This window comes from Kitasatospora sp. NPDC001159 (genome assembly GCF_053598235.1).
This window is the reverse complement of sequence record NZ_JBSFJV010000028.1, coordinates 72,989-89,024: the sequence shown is the minus strand read 5'-3', so window position 1 is coordinate 89,024 and position 16,036 is coordinate 72,989. Positions and strand designations below refer to the sequence as shown.

The window sequence follows — 16,036 nt, the reverse complement described above, 5'->3', positions numbered from 1 at the left end:
GCTGCCCTCGCTCATGCGTCCTCCTCGCTTCGCTCGGCGGGGGCATTCGCCCACGCGCGCCTCTTGATGATTCGCTCGCTGCCCTCGCTCATGCGTCCTCCTCGCTTCGCTCGGCGGGGGCATTCGCCCACGCGCGCCTCTTGATGATTCGCTCGCTGCCCTCGCTCATGCGGGCACCTCCTGCGTGAGTGGTCCGGCAACGGCTGCGGAGCTGGAGCCGGGGCCCGGCCCCGCCCGTCCCGGTGGGCATCGATCGGGGATCGACCGGGAGGGCGGGGGCCGGACCGCGGAATCGGGGGTGAACCGCCCTGTGGAGGGCGTTACTCGGCGCCCGGTCCGGCGTCCGCCACGGGGGCCTGGCCCTGGGCCGCGAGGACCTTGTTCAGCAGGGTGAGGTCGTAGATGCCGTTCAGGTTCGCCCCTGCGCCAGCGGAACTTGATCTGGGCAGCTTGAGCAGCCCGGCGGTCACGGCGTGGTCGGCCTCGGCCTGCAGGGTGTTCGCCAGCGGGTCGTCCAGGAAGTCGATGTCCTGCCAGGCCGGGTCGAGGACGGCCGGCTCCAGGGCGTTGCCGGCCTCCCTCTTGATCGCCTCGTTGGCGTCGGCCTTGGCCTTGTCGGGGTTGGCCTTGATGAAGGCGTTGGTCTTCACCGAGCCGCGCAGCACGGCCTCCACCACGTCCGGGTGCTCCTTGAGGAACTTCTGCGAGACGATGATGTTGGTGATCACGAACTTCTTGTCCGGCCAGACGTCCTTCTCGTTGAGCAGGACCTTCGCGCCGAGCGTGACCAGCTTGGAGGCGGTCGGCTCGGGCACCCAGGCGCCGTCGATGGAGCCCTGCCGGTAGGCGTCGGGGGTGACCTTGTTGTCGGTGCGCACCACCGAGACGTCGCCCGCGCCGGAGGCCGCGTCGACCTTGTAGCCCTTGCCCGCGAGGTAGTTGAGCAGCGCCACGTCCTGGGTGTTGCCCAGCTGCGGGGTGGCGATCTTCTTGCCCCTGAGGTCGTCGAGCGAGGAGACCTTGTCCGGGTTGACCACCAGCTTGACCCCGCCGGAGGCCGAACCTCCGATGATCTTCAGCGACTTGCCGTCGGACTTGGTGTAGCCGTTGATCGCGGGGGAGGGGCCGATCCAGCCGATGTCGATGGAGCCGGCGTTGAGCGCCTCGATCTCGGCCGGGCCCGCGTTGAAGACCTGGGTCTTGACCCGGGTGGCGCCCAACTCCTTCTGGAAGGTGCCCTCCTGGAGGCCGACCAGCGCGGTGCCGTGGGTCAGGTTGGCGAAGTAGCCGATCTTCACGGTGTCGGCGGAGAGCTTGGCGCCCGAACCGCCGGCCGCGGCCCAGGAGTTGGCCGAGCCGTCGGTGGAGCCCTTGTCGGCGGCCTTGGAGCCGTAGCCGCAGGCCGACAGCAGGGCCACGGCGGCCAGGCCGGCGACGGCGGCCGCGGCGCGGCGTCTGATCCGCCCGGCGTTGGGGCGGGGCAGCCCATGGGAGGCAATGCTGCGCGAGGGCGTCGGGTGCGGTGCCATGGTGAGTCCTGTTCGCGGACGGACCGTCAGGAGGCGGTCCCGGGCGGGAGGTCGGAAGGTGGTGTGCGCGGCATCGAGGTGCCGGGGCAGGCCGGGCCGCGGTGGCGGAAGCGGCCCGGTGACAGGGCGGTCAGCCCTGTCGGTCCACACATCGGGTCAAGCCGCCCTGGCCGCTGCCGAGGACGCCGCTGCCGATGCGGCCGCCTTCCTTGTCCATGCCCGAGAACGCCTCGCTGGGCATCAGACCCAGTCCTCCTCTTCGGATGCGTCGGGCGCGTCGTCGGTGCGTACGGTCTCGAAGGCCTCGCCCGCCATCCCGGCGGTGAGGGTGGTGCCGTCGGCCGGGTCGATCAGCAGGAACGAGCCGGTGCGGCGGTTGTCGCTGTAGCCGTCCAGGGCCAGCGGTTCGGCGGTGCGCAGCCGCACGTGGCCGATGTCGTTGACGTTCAACCCCTCGGGGGCGCTGCGCTGTTCGAGGCCCCCTTCACCGATCGGCGCAGTGATGTCGATCCGGTAGGAGATCTCCTTGACCAGCGCGCGCACCGTGCGGGTGGTGTGCTTGAGGAGCACCTTGCACCCGGCACGCAGCGGACGCTCGTTGAGGTGGCTGACGGTGGCCTCGATGTCCTTGGTCGGGGCGGGGGCCGCCCCGGCGGCGATCAGGTCGCCGCGGGAGATGTCGAGGTCGTCGGCGAGCCGGACGGTGACCGACTGCGGGGCCCAGGCGATGTCGGTCTCCCGGCCGAGCGCGTCGATCCCGGAGACGGTGGTGGTGTGTCCGGAGGGCAGTACGGTGACGCTGTCGCCGACCCGCAGCACCCCGGAGGCCAACTGGCCCGCGTAGCCGCGGTAGTCGGGGTGCTCCTCGGTCTGCGGGCGGATCACGTACTGGACCGGGAAGCGGGCGGCCTCCAGGCTGGGGTCGCTGCCGACCGGGACGGTCTCCAGGTGCTCCAGCAGGGTCGGGCCTCCGTACCAGTCCATGCGCGCGGACGGCTCGACGACGTTGTCCCCGGCGAGCGCCGAGATCGGGACGGCGAGGACGTCCTTGACGCCGAGCGAGGCGGCGTAGCCGGTGAACTCCTCGGCGATGGCGGCGAAAACGGGCTCGGCGTAGTCGACGAGGTCCATCTTGTTGACGGCCAGCACGACGTGCGGCACCCGCAGCAGGGCGGCGACGGCGGCGTGCCGGCGGGTCTGCTCGACCACGCCGTTGCGGGCGTCGACCAGGACGACGGCGAGCTCGGCGGTGGAGGCGCCGGTCACCATGTTGCGGGTGTACTGCACGTGCCCGGGGGTGTCGGCGAGGATGAACCGCCGCCGGGGGGTGGCGAAGTAGCGGTAGGCGACGTCGATGGTGATGCCCTGCTCGCGCTCGGCGCGCAGGCCGTCGGTGAGCAGCGCCAGGTCGGGCGCCTCCTGGCCGCGGCCCAGGGAGACGCGCTCGACGGCCTCCAGCTGGTCGGCGAGCACCGACTTGGAATCGTGCAGCAGCCGGCCGACCAGGGTGGACTTGCCGTCGTCGACGGAGCCCGCGGTGGCGAAGCGCAGCAGCGCTGTGGCGGTGGCTTCCTGGGTGGTGCTGGTCATCCTAGAAGTACCCCTCGCGCTTGCGGTCTTCCATGGCTGCTTCGGAGAGTTTGTCGTCGGCTCGCGTCGCACCGCGTTCGGTGAGGCGCGAGGCGGCGATCTCGGCGATCACGGCCTCGATGGTGGTGGCGTCGGAGTCGACGGCTCCGGTGCAGGACATGTCGCCGACGGTGCGGTAGCGGACCAGTCGCCGCTCGACGGGCTCGCTGTCCTTGGGGCCGCCCCACTCGCCGGCGGTCAGCCACATGCCGCCCCGGGCGAAGACGTCCCGCTCGTGCGCGTAGTAGATCTCCGGCAGTTCGATGCCCTCGCGCTCGATGTACTGCCAGACGTCCAGCTCGGTCCAGTTGGACAGCGGGAAGACCCGCACGTGCTCGCCGACGGCGTGCCGGCCGTTGTACAGCGACCACAGTTCGGGGCGCTGGCGGCGCGGGTCCCAGGCGCCGAACTCGTCGCGCAGCGAGAAGACGCGCTCCTTGGCGCGGGCCTTCTCCTCGTCCCGGCGTCCGCCGCCGAACACCGCGTCGAAGCGGTTCTTCTCGATCGCGTCGAGCAGCGGCACGGTCTGCAGCGGGTTGCGGGTACCGTCCGGGCGCTCGCGCAGCACGCCTCGGTCGATGAAGTCCTGGACGTGGGCGACGTGCAGGCGCAGGTTGTGCTCCGCCACGACACGGTCGCGGTAAGCGATGACCTCGGGGAAGTTGTGCCCGGTGTCGACGTGCAGCAGCGAGAAGGGCACCGGCGCCGGGTGGAAGGCCTTGAGCGCCAGGTGCAGCATGAGGATGGAGTCCTTGCCGCCGGAGAACAGGATCACCGGGCGCTCGAACTCCCCCGCCACCTCGCGGAAGATGTGCACCGACTCGGCCTCCAGCGCGTCCAGGTGGGACAGCGCGAAGGGCCCCCCCGAATTCTGGTCGGGGTCGTCGTCGGTGCGGACCGGGCTGTCGGTCGCGGTGGTCATGCGAGACTCCTCTCGGCCAGGAAGGCGTGCAGCTCGGCGGTCGACTCGGCTACCGTTCGGTCCTGCGTCTGGATGCGGAACTCCGGATTCTCCGGAGCCTCGTACGGGTCATCGACGCCGGTGAGACCCGAGATCTCACCGGCGGCCTGTTTGGCGTACAGGCCCTTGACATCGCGGTCTGAGCACAGCTCGACGGGGGTGGCGACGTGGATCTCCAGGAACTCGGTGCCGGCCGCCGCGTGCCGCTCGCGCACGGCGGCGCGGGAGTCGGCGAACGGGGCGATCACCGGGGCGAGCACCTTGACGCCGTTGGCGGCGAGCTTCTCGGCGACGAAGCCGATCCGGGTGACGTTGGTGTGCCGGTCCTCGCGGGAGAAGCCGAGGCCCTTGGAGAGGAACTCGCGGATCTCGTCGCCGTCCAGGACCTCGACCTTGTGGCCCTCGGCGCGCAGCCGCTCGGCCAGCGCGAAGGCCAGGGTGGTCTTGCCCGCGCTCGGCAGCCCGGTCAGCCACACGGTGGCGCCGCGCTCGCAGGGGACGGCCGCGGGGGCCGCCTCAGTGCCCCCGACGGAGCCGCGGCGGCTCAGGGCGTCAGCTGTCACGGTTCTTTCCTTACGCAGTAGTTGGCAGGGGCTCAGAGGTGGATGCCGCACTCGGTCTTGCCGGAGCCGGACCAGCGGCCGGCCCGGGCGTCCTCGCCCTCGGCGGGCTTGCGGGTGCAGGACAGCGGGGAGCAGCCGATCGAGGTGTAGCCCTCCCACAGCAGCGGGTTGAGCAGCACGCCGTTGGCGGCGACGTAGGCGTCCACGTCCTCCTGCGTCCACCGGGCGATCGGGGCGATCTTGACCTTGCGGCGCTTGGCGTCCCAGGCCACCACCGGGGTGTTCGCCCGGGACGGCGACTCGTCGCGGCGCAGCCCGGTGGCCCAGGCGTCGTAGCCGCCGAGGCCGCGGTTCAGCGGCTCGACCTTGCGCAGCGAGCAGCACAGGTCCGGGTCGCGGTCGTGCAGGTTCGGCCCGTGCTCGGCGTCCTGCTCGGCGACGGTCCTCAGCGGCTTGAGCGTGATGACGTTGACCGGCATGGTCGCGGCCACCGCGTCGCGGGTGCCGATGGTCTCCGCGAAGTGGTAGCCGGTGTCCAGGAACACCACGTCCACACCGGGGAACACCGAGGAGGCGAGGTGGGCGACCACCGCGTCCTCCATCGAGGAGGTGACGCAGAACCGCTTGCCGAAGGTGTCGGCGGCCCAGCGCAGGACCTCCTGCGGCGTGGCCTCCTCCAGTTCGCGGCCGGCCCGGACGGCGATCTCCTCGTAGTCAGTCGTCGTGCTGCTCATGGGACGTACCCCCGTTGGTCGGTGACAGCAGGCCGAGGAACTTCAGCTGGAAGGCGCGGCGGCAGCCGTGGCACTCCCAGGCGCCGTGTCCGGCCTCGGACGGGCGCAGGTCCTCGTCCCCGCAGTACGGGCAGAAGAACGGGGCGGCACGCTCACTCATGCGCCCAGCTCGCTTCGCTCGGCGGTCACTTCGTGACACACGCACCTCTTGATGGTTCGCTCACTGCGCCCGCTCACGAGAGCTGCTCCTCGGTGGCCCGGGCAGCCCACTGGGCGAAGCGCTCGCCCTCGGTGCGGTCGGCCTGGTAGCGGGTCAGCAGGCGCTCGACGTAGTCGGGCAGGCCGGCGCTGGTGACCTTGAGGCCGCGGACCTTGCGGCCGAAGCCGGCCTCCAGACCGAGCGCGCCGCCCAGGTGCACCTGGTAGCCCTCGACCTGGTTGCCGTGCTCGTCGGTGACCAGCTGCCCCTTGAGGCCGATGTCGGCGACCTGGATACGGGCGCAGGCGTTTGGGCAGCCGTTGATGTTGATGGTCAGCGGCTCGGCGAACCCCGGCAGGCGCTGCTCCAGTTCGTCGATCAGGGAGCGGCCGCGCTCCTTGGTCTCGACGATGGCGAGCTTGCAGTACTCGATGCCGGTGCAGGCCATGGTGCCGCGGCGGAACGGCGAGGGGGTGACCCGCAGGTCGAGCGCCTCCAGGCCGGCCACCACCGACTCGACGTGCTCCTCGGCGATGTCGAGGATCAGCATCTTCTGCTCGGCGGTGGTGCGGACCCGGTCGCTGCCGTGGGCGGCGGCGAGGTCGGCGATCCGGCCGAGCAGCTTGCCGTCGACCCGGCCGACGCGCGGGGCGAAGCCGATGTAGTACCTGCCGTCCTTCTGCCGGTGGACGCCGACGTGGTCGCGCCAGCGGGCGGCGGGCTCGGCGGGCGCGGGGCCGTCGACCAGCTTGTGCTCGAGGTACTCGTCCTCCAGCACCTGACGGAACTTCTCCGCGCCCCAGTCGGCGACCAGGAACTTCAGCCGGGCGCGGTTGCGCAGGCGGCGGTAGCCGTAGTCGCGGAAGATGCCGATCACGCCGCCGAAGACGTCCGGCACCTGCTCCAGCGGGACCCAGGCGCCCAGGCGCACGCCGAGCTTGGGGTTGGTGGACAGGCCGCCGCCGACCCAAAGGTCGAAGCCGGGCCCGTGCTCGGGGTGGACCACGCCGACGAAGGCGACGTCGTTGATCTCGTGCGCGACGTCCAGCAGTGGGGAGCCGGAGACGGCGCTCTTGAACTTGCGCGGCAGGTTGGAGAAGTCCTTGTTGCCGATGAAGCGGCGGTTGATCTCCTCGATGGCCGGGGTGCCGTCGATGATCTCGTCCTCGGCGATGCCGGCCACCGGGGAGCCGAGGATGACGCGCGGGGTGTCGCCGCAGGCCTCGGTGGTGGACAGGCCGACGGCCTCCAGCTTCTGCCAGATCGCCGGGACGTCCTCGATCCGGATCCAGTGGTACTGGATGTTCTGGCGGTCGGTCAGGTCGGCGGTGCCCCGGGCGTACTGCTCGGAGACCTCGGCGACGGCCCGCAGCTGGGGGACGGTCAGCCGGCCGCCGTCGATCCGCACGCGGAGCATGAAGTACTCGGAGTCCAGCTCGTGCGGGTCCAGGATCGCGGTCTTGCCGCCGTCGATGCCCTCCTTGCGCTGGGTGTAGAGGCCCCACCAGCGCATCCGGCCGCGCAGGTCGGCGGGGTCGATCGAGTCGAAGCCCCGGTGCGCGTAGATCGTCTCAATACGTGTCCGCACATTGAGACCGTCGTCGTCCTTTTTGAACTGCTCGTTGGCGTTCAGAGGAGTGAAGTGGCCCATGCCCCACTGGCCCTCGCCGCGGTGGCGGGTCACCTTGCGAGCCGCGGCGGGGCGGCGCGCGGCGGCGCGGTCGGCCGTGGGCTCGACGGTCTCGGGGGAGGTGGCCATGGTGAAGTCCTTCGGGGCAGGTGGCTCTGACGCCGGATCGGTCGCTGGGCGTGCTCGGCGGTGCGCTGCTGCTGTGACCTGCTGTTTCTCAGGGCCGGGAGAGCAGTGACCGAGGCCGGGCGGGGCGCCTGCGCAGCCGCTTCAGCGGGGATGGCGGGGTGGGTGGCGCCGGGTGCGGTGGTGGCAGCGGGGTGGGGGCTCAGGTCACCGGACAGATGGCGCTGGACACGCGAAGGAGATCGACGTGGAGTCGACCTACCAAGGTGGTTCCGGCGCTAGACATGGCAAGAGATTCGCACGGCACGGGACTCGCGGTCCACTAACATCCAAATGGTGGACGCTGGAGTGTCACTATTCGGTACACCGAACGGTTCCCGCCGCTCCCCGCCCGGTGTCCGGCCACACGCCCGTACCCCCGGGGGGAGATCAACCGGAGCGCCGCGGCCCGATACCGTTAGCCCTGTGCAAGCAGCAGGCGATACGAGCAGACCGAGCCCCGAGCGGCCCTCCCGGCGCCGGGGCAAGGGCTCCCGGCGCGCGGCCAAACAGGCCACCTGGCGCCGCACCGCGTGGGAACTGGTGAGGGACACCACCAACACCTGCGTGGAGTACCGGGTCACCGGCCTCGCCGCCGAGGCGGCCTTCTTCACCCTCCTGTCGATCCCACCGCTGCTGCTCGGCCTGGCCGCCACCCTCGGCTACCTCGACGAGTTCGTCGGCGCCGGCACCATCGACCGGCTCAAGCACGACATCGTCTCAGCCTCCGGGACGGTGCTGTCGGACTCCTCCGTCAACGAGGTCGTCAAGCCGCTGCTCAGCCAGGTCTTCGACCACACCCGGCCGGACCTGATCTCGATCGGCTTCCTGCTGTCGCTGTGGTCCGGATCCCGGGCGCTCTACATCTTCATCGACACCATCACGGTGATGTACGGGCTGGACGGCAAGCGTGGCATCGTCAAGACCCGGCTGCTGTCACTCGGCCTCTACCTCGGCGCCCTGGTGATCAGCTCGTTGGTGCTGCCGCTGCTGATGGCCGGGCCCGGACTGGTCGAGAACGCCGTGCACGGCATCGCGGGGCTCGTCGGCGCCGCCTACTGGCCGGTCGCGATCCTGCTGCTGATCGTCTCCCTGACCACCCTCTACCACCTGGCCGTACCGGTCTCCACGCCCTGGCGCGAGGACATCCCCGGCGCCCTGGTCGCCCTGGTGGTGCTGGTCTTCTGCAGCGTCGGCCTGCGGCTCTACCTGGTCAGCTCGGTCGAGGGCCCCTCGGTGTACGGCTCGCTGGCCGCGCCGGTGGCCGTACTGCTGTGGATCTTCGTGGTGGCCCTCGCGGTGCTCATCGGCGCCGCCATGAACGCCGCCATAGACCGCCGCTGGCCCACCCTGGAGACCGCCGACGCCCGCGCCGAGAACGAGCGCGCCCACGAGGAGGCCGCCGCCGCGGTGGTCCGCGAGGTGGCCGCCCGGCGGGCCGTCGAGCGCGCCCGGCGGGCCCGCGAGCTGGGTCTGGCCGAGGGCGTCGAGGATGAGTGGGGCGAGGAGGAGGTCGACGACGTCGACGTACCCGCCGAGTACCCGGAGCGGTGGGCCGACATACTGGCCGCCGACAACGTGCGCGGCCGCCTCACCGCCCGCGGCGGGCCGCACCACCGGCCCGCCCCGCCGCCGCCGGACAGTGACCGGCCGGCCGGGCCGCCGCCGGAGCGGCCGGCGCCGAGCTACCCGCCCAGGCCGCCGCGCCCGCCGTGGGAGCAGCGGTAACGGGCGATCAGGGTGTACGGGCAGGGCCTCCCCCGCGGGTGCGGGGGAGGCCCTGCGTGCGTCTGCGGCCGGATGTGACGACCGGGTGGTGATCAGGTGGCGGCCGGGTTCGGCGGGTACGGCGACTGCGGGGGCTGGCCGTAGCCGTGAGTGGGCTGGTCGGTGGCCGGGGGGTAGCCGTGGGAGGGCTGGGGGCCGCCCGGTCGGGGGCCTTCGGGCCGCAGGCCGGTGGGGGCGCGGCCGAACGCGGGGCGCAGCTCGGTGGGGGCACCCGGGTCCGCGGCGCCGGCCGGGGCGGGGCTCGGGTCGGTGTCCGGCGCGGTCGGGGCGGGCGTCGCCGAGCGGTCGGCCGGGCCGACCTTCGCCGGAAGCGGCTCCGGGCTCGGCGGGGCCGGCTCCAGGGCGGTGCGCCCCGAGGAGTCGCTCAGTTTGATCAGCAGCGCGACCATCAGCCAGTTCGCCAGCAGTGAGGAGCCACCCGCGGCCAGGAACGGCAGCGCCTTACCGGTCAGCGGGACCAGCCCGCTCACACCGCCGACGACCACGAAGATCTGCAGAGCGAGCGCCGCCGACAGGCCGGTGGCCAGCAGCTTGCCGAACGGGTCGGTCAGGCCGACCGCGGTGCGCAGCCCGCGCTGGATCAGCAGCACGTACACCAGCAGCACCGCCGTCACCCCGGCCAGGCCCAGCTCCTCGCCGATGGTGGTGAAGATGAAGTCGCTGCGCCCGGCGAAGCCGATCAGCCAGGGCCGGCCCGAGCCCAGGCCCGTCCCGGTCATGTGCCCGGTGCCGAGGCTGAACAGTGCCTCGGCGGGCTGCTCGGAGATCGCCGGGTCGTGCACCGGCTTGTAGTAGTCCATCGGGTGCAGCCAGGCCTCGACGCGCCCGTGCACGTGCGGTTCCACGGTGCCGACCACCGTCGCTCCGCCGACCGCCATGATCACGCCGAGCACCACCCAGCTGGTGCGCTCGGTCGCCACGTACAGCATCACGATGAAGAGGCCGAAGAAGATCAGCGAGGTGCCCAGGTCGCGCTCGAAGATCAGCACCAGCAGGCTGACCGCCCAGATCGCCAGCACCGGCCCGGCGTGCCGGCCGCGCGGCAGGGTCATCCCCCAGACCTTTCGCCCTGCCAGCGCCAGGGCGTCCCGGTTGGCCATCAGGTAGCCCGCGAAGAAGATCGTGATCGCGACCTTCACGAACTCGTCGGGCTCGAAGGAGGGCAGCCCGGGGAGCTTGATCCACCGCTTGGCACCGAAGCTGTCGGTCGGCGAGAACACCGGCGCGGTCAGCAGGATCAGCGCGCCCGCCATGAGCACATAGACGTACCGCTGGAAGAAGCGGTGGTGCTTGACGAAGACGATCAGTGCGAGCGCCGCCGCCACCGAGATGAACACCCACATGAACTGGGAGGGCGCGGCGGGGAGCTTCTGGTAGTCGCCCTTGACCGCGTGCGCGGCCTTGTAGCTGAAGTCCAGCCGGTCCAGCAGCATCAGCCCGAAGCCGGTCAGGAACACCCCGATCGGCAGGATCAGCGGGTCGGCGTACGGCGCGAACCGGCGCACCGCCAGGTGCGCCACCGCGACCAGTGCCCCGAGGGACAGACCGTGGACGAGCAGCCCCTTCGGCATCGAGCCGGTCAGCGCCAGCGAGGCGTCGATGTGTCCCGCCAGACAGACGGCCACCGCGAGGACCAGCAGGCCCAGCTCGATATTGCGGTGGCGCGCGGCCAGCCGGCGGCCCTCGCCGCGTGCAGTGCTTTGCACCTCTTGTCGTCCCCTTGTTGTCACCCACGTGGCCGGTATCGCCGACGGTGCATCCTGCCAGACGAACAGGGCTCTCCGCCGGTTGCGGTCCCGGGGTCGGCTAGGGCAGAACTTTGCCTTGGCAAACCTTTGTCGGGGCTAGGTAAAGCTTTGTTCAGGTCGGGGTATAGAGGTGGGCCCCGCGCAGGGCCGGTCGCGTGGGGAGCGCCATCATGGCCGGGCGCCGCGGCCTGTGCCCGGCGCCCTTCCCGGCGCCATCCGGCGACGGCCGGGTGGCGGCTGCGGACGAGGTGAGTGGACGGATGGACGGCGCGGCGCTTGCGTACAGCGGACCGCCCGCGTGGCAGTGGTCCGACCTGGTCACCTCCTGGACCTTCGAACCGCTGGTGCTCGCGCTCTCGGTGCTGCTCGGCGGCTGGTACCTGACCGCGGTGCGCACCGTCCGTCGGGGCGGCGAGCGCTGGCAACCCACGCGCACCGCCGCCTTCCTCGGCGGGCTGCTGCTGTGGATCTGGTGCACCTGCTCCGGCCTCGGCGTCTACGAGCGGATCCTCTTCACCGACCGGGCCGTGCAGGTCGTGCTGCTGCTCATGGTCGTCCCGCTGCTGCTCGCCCTCGGCGCGCCCGTCTCGCTGCTGGTCGAGTCCTCGCCGGACCACCGCCGCGAGCGGATCCTGCGGGCGCTGCGCAGCCGGCCGTCCAAGGTGCTGATGTTCCCGGCGGTCTCCACCGCGCTGCTGATGGCGCCGCCGTGGCTGCTCTACTTCACGCCCTGGTACGAGTGGTCGCTCTCCAGCGGGGTCGGCAACGTGGTGCTGCACTTGGCGCTGGTGCTGCTCGGCCTGGCGTACTTCTGGCCGCGGCTGCAGCTCGACCCGGTCGGGCACGAGTACCCGCACCTGGTCGGGCTGTTCATCACCTTCGCCGAAGTGATCTTCGACGCGGGCCTGGGGATCGTGCTGATCTACGGCGGCCACCTCGTCGCCGAGCACTACTACGTGGCGCTCGGCCGGCCCTGGGGGCCGAGCCTGGCGCAGGACCAGACCTGGGGCGGCAACGCCTTCTGGGTGCTGGGGGACCTCGTCGGGCTGCCGTTCCTGGCCGCGCTGGTGCGGCGGATGGTGGTGCAGGGGCGCGAGGAGATCAAGGCCGTCGACGCCGAGCTGGACGCCCGCTTCGAGGCGGCCGCCGAGGAGGCCCGGGCGGCGGGGCTGCCGGAGGAGGAGGAGACCGGCATGCGGCCCTGGTGGCTGGACGACCCGAACCTCAAGCACCGGTACGGCGGCTGACCGCGGCCGTTCGGCCCCTGGCTGGACCCGCTTCGGCCTCCGACCGAGCCCCTTCCGGCCTCCGCGAGTACGTTTGCGCAGGTCAAAAATAGGTTGGCCGCATACAGCCGTTCCGCTAGCGTGTGACGCGTCCGGTTCGGGGGCCGTTGGGCCACCCGAGGAGTAGAGAGCAGGAGGTGAACCCCCGTGGTCGTTGTCGCCCCGATAGCTGCCCTGGGCAGCACTCGCGTTCACCTCCTTTTCCCGGCCGCAGGCTGAGCCTTCCGCGCCAGCCGTAGCCCGCCGGGACCATCTCCTCCCGAAGGGCCACTGCGTTGTTCAACGCTGCCTCCGTTCCGTCGTACTCTCCTCTCTCTGCCTCTCCGTCCTCCGCCGAGGACTCCCCGCTGTCCCGCTACGGCTGGACGCCCGAGCACGCGCAGCTCTTCGCCCCGCTCGCCGAGGCCGGACTGCTCCCCGCCCGGATCGTCCGGGTCGACCGCGGCCAGTGCGACGCCGTCCTGGCCGACCCGGAGACGGGCGAGCTGCGCACCGTCCGGCTCGACACCCGGCCAGTGGGCGACGCCGACATGATCAACTGCCCGTGCACGGGCGACTGGGCTGCCGTCGACCTGAACGCCCAGCCGATGGCCGCCGTCTCCGCGTTGTTGCCGCGCTCCACCGCGATCATCCGCAAGGTGGCCGGCAAGCGCTCCGACGGCCAGGTGCTGGCGGCCAACGTCGACACCGTGCTGATCGCCGCCTCGCTCGCGGTCGATCCCGACCTCGGGCGGATCGAGCGCTTCCTCGCCCTGGCGTGGGAGTCCGGCGCCGAACCGCTGGTCGTCCTCACCAAGGCCGACCTGGTCGACGACGCCGAGTTCATCCGCGCCGACGTCGAGGCGGTCGCCCCCGGCGTCACCGTGCTGGTGGTCAGCGCCGAGACCGGCGAGGGCATCGACGTGCTCCGCGCGTGCGCCCCCGGCACCACCGTGGTGATCGGCCAGTCCGGCGTCGGCAAGTCCACCCTCACCAACGCCCTCGTCGGCACCGAGGTGATGGTCGTCCAGGAGGCCCGCTCGGTCGACCAGAAGGGCCGCCACACCACGACCACCCGCGAACTGACGGCGCTTCCCGGCGGTGGCGTGCTGATCGACACCCCCGGGCTGCGCGAGGTCGGCCTCTACGGTGGCGAGGGGGTGGACCTGGCCTTCGCGGACATAGCCGAGCTGGCCGAGGACTGCCGCTTCCACGACTGCGGCCACAACACCGAGCCCGGCTGCGCGGTCCGGGCGGCGCTGGACGACGGCACGCTGCCGCAGCGCCGGATGGACAGCTACCTCAAGCTCCAGCGCGAGAACGAGTGGATCGCCTCCCGCTCGGACGCCCGGGTGGCCAAGGCCCGGTTGAACAAGTGGAAGACGATCACCAAGTCGATGCGGGCGGCTGGAGGTCCGGTGAAGCGCTGACCTGATCTGGCCCGGCCACGGTCTTCCGGGGGCGTGGTGGCGCGGGCGGTCCGGACTGCCCGCGCCACCAGTCGGCCCGGGCAGTGCGGGCGGCACGGACTTCGGGAGCTACAGGTCCACCGGCGGCACATCTGCGGCACCGGCGGCATCGGCAGCGGTGGCAAGCGCGGAAGCCGGCGCCCTGCGGGCCCCGGCGTGGGCAGGAGGCGGGAAAGTGCGGGAAAAGGGTGGAGGAGGAGGCGGGAGGGCGGGGCGGGGCCCCCGAACGGTGATGTCCGATTCCCGCCAGTCGCCCCTCACCCGGTACCGCAAACTGGACAACGTGATCGACGACGACATCCGGTACCGAGCCGTGGACAGCCGCGACGCCCGCTTCGACGGCGTCTTCTTCACGGCCGTCACCTCCACCGGCATCTACTGCCGACCGAGCTGCCCCGCCGTGACTCCCAAGCGTGCCAACTGCCGCTTCTACCCCAGTGCCGCGGCCGCCCAGGGCGCCGGCTTCCGCGCCTGCCGCCGCTGCCGCCCCGACTCCGTGCCGGGCTCCCCGGAGTGGAACCACCGCGCCGACCTGGTCGGTCGCGCGATGCGCCTGATCGGCGATGGCGTGGTGGACCGCGAGGGCGTCGCCGGCCTGGCAGGTCGGCTCGGCTACAGCTCCCGCCAGCTGCAGCGCCAGCTCACCGCCGAACTCGGCGCCGGCCCGATCGCCCTGGCCCGCGCCCGCCGCGCCCAGACCGCCCGTCTGCTGCTGCAGACCACCGAGCTGCCCGTCACCGACATCGCCTTCGCGGCAGGCTTCGCCTCCGTCCGCCAGTTCAACGACACCGTCCGCGAGGTCTACGACCGCACCCCCACCGGCCTGCGCGCCGAGGTCGCGGCCGGCCGCCGCACCGCGACCCCGGCCGGCGGTCTCACCCTGCGCCTCGCCTACCGCGGCGCGATCGACAGCGACCACCTGATCGACTTCCTCGCCCTGCGTGCCGTCCCCGGCGTGGAGGAGGTCGTGCCCGGCGCGCTCCCCGGCGTCCGCACCTACCGGCGCACCCTCTCGCTCCCGTACGGGCACGGCATCGCCGAGGTCGACGGACTCGTGCCGGACGAGCCGCGGACCCGCGGCTGGCTCGACTGCCGTCTGCTGCTGGCCGACCTGCGCGACCTGCCGACCGCCGTCCAGCGACTGCGCACCCTCTTCGACCTGGACGCCGACCCGGACACCGTCGACGAGCAGCTCGGCGCCGACCCGGTGCTCGGGCCGCTGGTCCGCGAGCGTCGGGGCCTGCGCTCGCCCGGCCACGTGGACCCGCATGAGCTCGCCGTCCGTGCCGTGCTCGGCCAACAGGTCACGGTCGGTGCCGCGCGCACCCTGGCGGGCCGGCTCGCCGAGAAGTACGGCACCGCGCTGCCCGAGCCCAACGGCGGCCTGCGGCTGCTCTTCCCCACGGCGGCGGCCATGGCCACCGCCGACCCGGAGGACTTCGCGATGCCCGCCGCCCGCCGCCGCGCGCTCACCGGTCTGTGCGCCGCGCTGGCGGAGGGTGCGGTCCGCCTCGACGGTGGGGTCGACCGGGAGGAGGCCGCGGCCCAGCTGCTGGCCCTGCCCGGCATCGGCCCCTGGACGGTCGGCTACCTGCGGATGAGGGCCCTGGCCGACCCCGACGTCTTCCTCCCGAGTGATGTGGGCGTCAAGCACGGCCTCACCCGGCTGGGCGCCGACGGCGACCCGAAGTCCGCCGCCCGCGCGGCCGAGGCCTGGGCCCCGTGGCGCTCCTACGCCGTCCACCGGCTGTGGGCCGGTCCCGCGAACACCAGCCCCAGCCCCAGCCCCAGCCCCAAGCTCAGCACCAGCACCGGAACGGAGCACGACCCGGCATGACCACCACCGTCTACACCACCATGGAGAGCCCCTTCGGCCAGCTGTTGCTCAGCGGCGTGCTGCCCGAGGACGGCGGCTCGGCGGCCCTGGCCACCGTCACCGCGCCCGGGCAGAAGTACGCGCTGGCCGAGCCCGCCGACGACTGGGTGCTCGACCCCGAGGCCCTCGCCGAGCCGGTGGCGCAGCTGACCGCCTACTTCGCCGGCGAACGCACCACCTTCGACCTCCCGCTGGCGCCCGAGGGCACCGAGTTCCGCCGCCGGATCTGGGCCGCGCTGGACGAGATCCCGTACGGCAGGACCGTCACCTACGGCCAACTCGCCGAGCTGGCCGGGCAGGAGCCGCGGATGGTCCGGGCGGTCGGTGGCGCGGTGGGCGCCAACCCGCTGCTGATCGTCCGTCCCTGCCACCGGGTGCTGGGTGCCGGCGGCGCGCTCACCGGCTTCGCCGCTGGCGTGGACCGCAAGCGCTGGCTGCTGGAGCTGGAGAGCGGCACCCTCTTCTGACCGCGGGGCCGCG

14 protein-coding genes are annotated in these 16,036 nt (G+C 72.2%); 5 read left to right on the top strand and 9 right to left on the bottom strand.

Going from position 1 to position 16,036, the window contains the following annotated elements:
• Window positions 1–320: 320 nt before the first annotated feature.
• The 8 genes from ACWC9T_RS17160 to ACWC9T_RS17125 form a co-directional block, all read right to left on the bottom strand.
• Window positions 321–1,529, bottom strand: coding sequence for an aliphatic sulfonate ABC transporter substrate-binding protein (locus ACWC9T_RS17160; protein WP_449821862.1), 1,209 nt, complete (start codon window positions 1,527–1,529; stop codon window positions 321–323).
• Window positions 1,530–1,769: 240 nt separating this feature from the next.
• Window positions 1,770–3,119: a sulfate adenylyltransferase subunit 1 gene (locus tag ACWC9T_RS17155; protein ID WP_449821861.1), complete on the bottom strand. Its 1,350-nt coding sequence runs from the start codon at window positions 3,117–3,119 to the stop codon at window positions 1,770–1,772.
• 1 nt (window position 3,120) lies between these two features.
• Complete coding sequence (gene cysD, locus ACWC9T_RS17150) at window positions 3,121–4,080, bottom strand: sulfate adenylyltransferase subunit CysD (RefSeq protein ID WP_449821860.1); 960 nt, start codon at window positions 4,078–4,080, stop codon at window positions 3,121–3,123.
• Window positions 4,077–4,667, bottom strand: coding sequence for an adenylyl-sulfate kinase (gene cysC, locus ACWC9T_RS17145; RefSeq protein WP_449821865.1), 591 nt, complete (start codon window positions 4,665–4,667; stop codon window positions 4,077–4,079). Before cysC ends, cysD begins: the two co-directional genes overlap by 4 nt.
• Before the next feature lie 47 nt (window positions 4,668–4,714).
• On the bottom strand, window positions 4,715–5,416 hold the full coding sequence (locus tag ACWC9T_RS17140) for a phosphoadenylyl-sulfate reductase (RefSeq protein WP_449821859.1): 702 nt from the start codon (window positions 5,414–5,416) through the stop codon (window positions 4,715–4,717).
• Window positions 5,397–5,576 carry a hypothetical protein gene (locus ACWC9T_RS17135; RefSeq protein ID WP_449821858.1) on the bottom strand — a complete coding sequence of 60 codons (180 nt, stop codon included), beginning with the start codon at window positions 5,574–5,576 and terminating at the stop codon, window positions 5,397–5,399. Before ACWC9T_RS17135 ends, ACWC9T_RS17140 begins: the two co-directional genes overlap by 20 nt.
• Before the next feature lie 73 nt (window positions 5,577–5,649).
• Window positions 5,650–7,374, bottom strand: a complete 1,725-nt coding sequence (locus ACWC9T_RS17130) for a nitrite/sulfite reductase (protein WP_449821857.1) — start codon at window positions 7,372–7,374, stop codon at window positions 5,650–5,652.
• 199 nt (window positions 7,375–7,573) lie between these two features.
• Complete coding sequence (locus ACWC9T_RS17125; RefSeq protein ID WP_318264789.1) at window positions 7,574–7,657, bottom strand: putative leader peptide; 84 nt, start codon at window positions 7,655–7,657, stop codon at window positions 7,574–7,576.
• A 179-nt stretch (window positions 7,658–7,836) separates the two neighbouring features.
• On the opposite strand from ACWC9T_RS17125, the gene ACWC9T_RS17120 reads away from it, so the two are divergent.
• Complete coding sequence (locus ACWC9T_RS17120) at window positions 7,837–9,138, top strand: YihY/virulence factor BrkB family protein (RefSeq protein ID WP_449821856.1); 1,302 nt, start codon at window positions 7,837–7,839, stop codon at window positions 9,136–9,138.
• A 92-nt stretch (window positions 9,139–9,230) separates the two neighbouring features.
• Here the strand turns inward: ACWC9T_RS17120 and ACWC9T_RS17115 are convergent, their stop codons facing one another.
• A complete protein-coding gene (locus ACWC9T_RS17115) occupies window positions 9,231–10,904 on the bottom strand; it encodes an FtsW/RodA/SpoVE family cell cycle protein (protein WP_449821855.1) in 1,674 nt (557 codons plus the stop codon).
• 212 nt (window positions 10,905–11,116) lie between these two features.
• Between ACWC9T_RS17115 and ACWC9T_RS17110 the strand changes: the two genes are divergently transcribed.
• From ACWC9T_RS17110 to ACWC9T_RS17095, 4 genes are all read left to right on the top strand, one after another.
• Complete coding sequence (locus ACWC9T_RS17110; RefSeq protein WP_449821854.1) at window positions 11,117–12,193, top strand: cytochrome c oxidase assembly protein; 1,077 nt, start codon at window positions 11,117–11,119, stop codon at window positions 12,191–12,193.
• 314 nt (window positions 12,194–12,507) lie between these two features.
• Window positions 12,508–13,641, top strand: a complete 1,134-nt coding sequence (rsgA, locus tag ACWC9T_RS17105) for a ribosome small subunit-dependent GTPase A (RefSeq protein ID WP_449821853.1) — start codon at window positions 12,508–12,510, stop codon at window positions 13,639–13,641.
• 271 nt (window positions 13,642–13,912) lie between these two features.
• The gene (locus ACWC9T_RS17100) at window positions 13,913–15,517 is read left to right on the top strand and encodes a DNA-3-methyladenine glycosylase 2 family protein (protein ID WP_449821852.1); all 1,605 of its coding nucleotides are present in this window, start codon (window positions 13,913–13,915) and stop codon (window positions 15,515–15,517) included.
• The gene (locus tag ACWC9T_RS17095; protein ID WP_449821851.1) at window positions 15,514–16,023 is read left to right on the top strand and encodes a methylated-DNA--[protein]-cysteine S-methyltransferase; all 510 of its coding nucleotides are present in this window, start codon (window positions 15,514–15,516) and stop codon (window positions 16,021–16,023) included. Before ACWC9T_RS17100 ends, ACWC9T_RS17095 begins: the two co-directional genes overlap by 4 nt.
• The last annotated feature ends 13 nt before the right edge of the window (window positions 16,024–16,036 follow it).

Bases quoted from the DNA above. Each gene is read 5' to 3' on its own strand.
- ACWC9T_RS17140 (WP_449821859.1), bottom strand. From the start codon at position 5,416: ATGAGCAGCACGACGACTGACTACGAGGAGATCGCCGTCCGGGCCGGC.
- ACWC9T_RS17100 (WP_449821852.1), top strand. From the start codon at position 13,913: ATGTCCGATTCCCGCCAGTCGCCCCTCACCCGGTACCGCAAACTGGAC.
- ACWC9T_RS17160 (WP_449821862.1), bottom strand. From the start codon at position 1,529: ATGGCACCGCACCCGACGCCCTCGCGCAGCATTGCCTCCCATGGGCTG.
- ACWC9T_RS17095 (WP_449821851.1), top strand. From the start codon at position 15,514: ATGACCACCACCGTCTACACCACCATGGAGAGCCCCTTCGGCCAGCTG.
- ACWC9T_RS17135 (WP_449821858.1), bottom strand. From the start codon at position 5,576: ATGAGTGAGCGTGCCGCCCCGTTCTTCTGCCCGTACTGCGGGGACGAG.
- cysD (WP_449821860.1), bottom strand. From the start codon at position 4,080: ATGACCACCGCGACCGACAGCCCGGTCCGCACCGACGACGACCCCGAC.
- ACWC9T_RS17130 (WP_449821857.1), bottom strand. From the start codon at position 7,374: ATGGCCACCTCCCCCGAGACCGTCGAGCCCACGGCCGACCGCGCCGCC.
- ACWC9T_RS17110 (WP_449821854.1), top strand. From the start codon at position 11,117: ATGGCCGGGCGCCGCGGCCTGTGCCCGGCGCCCTTCCCGGCGCCATCC.
- ACWC9T_RS17155 (WP_449821861.1), bottom strand. From the start codon at position 3,119: ATGACCAGCACCACCCAGGAAGCCACCGCCACAGCGCTGCTGCGCTTC.
- ACWC9T_RS17125 (WP_318264789.1), bottom strand. From the start codon at position 7,657: ATGTCTAGCGCCGGAACCACCTTGGTAGGTCGACTCCACGTCGATCTC.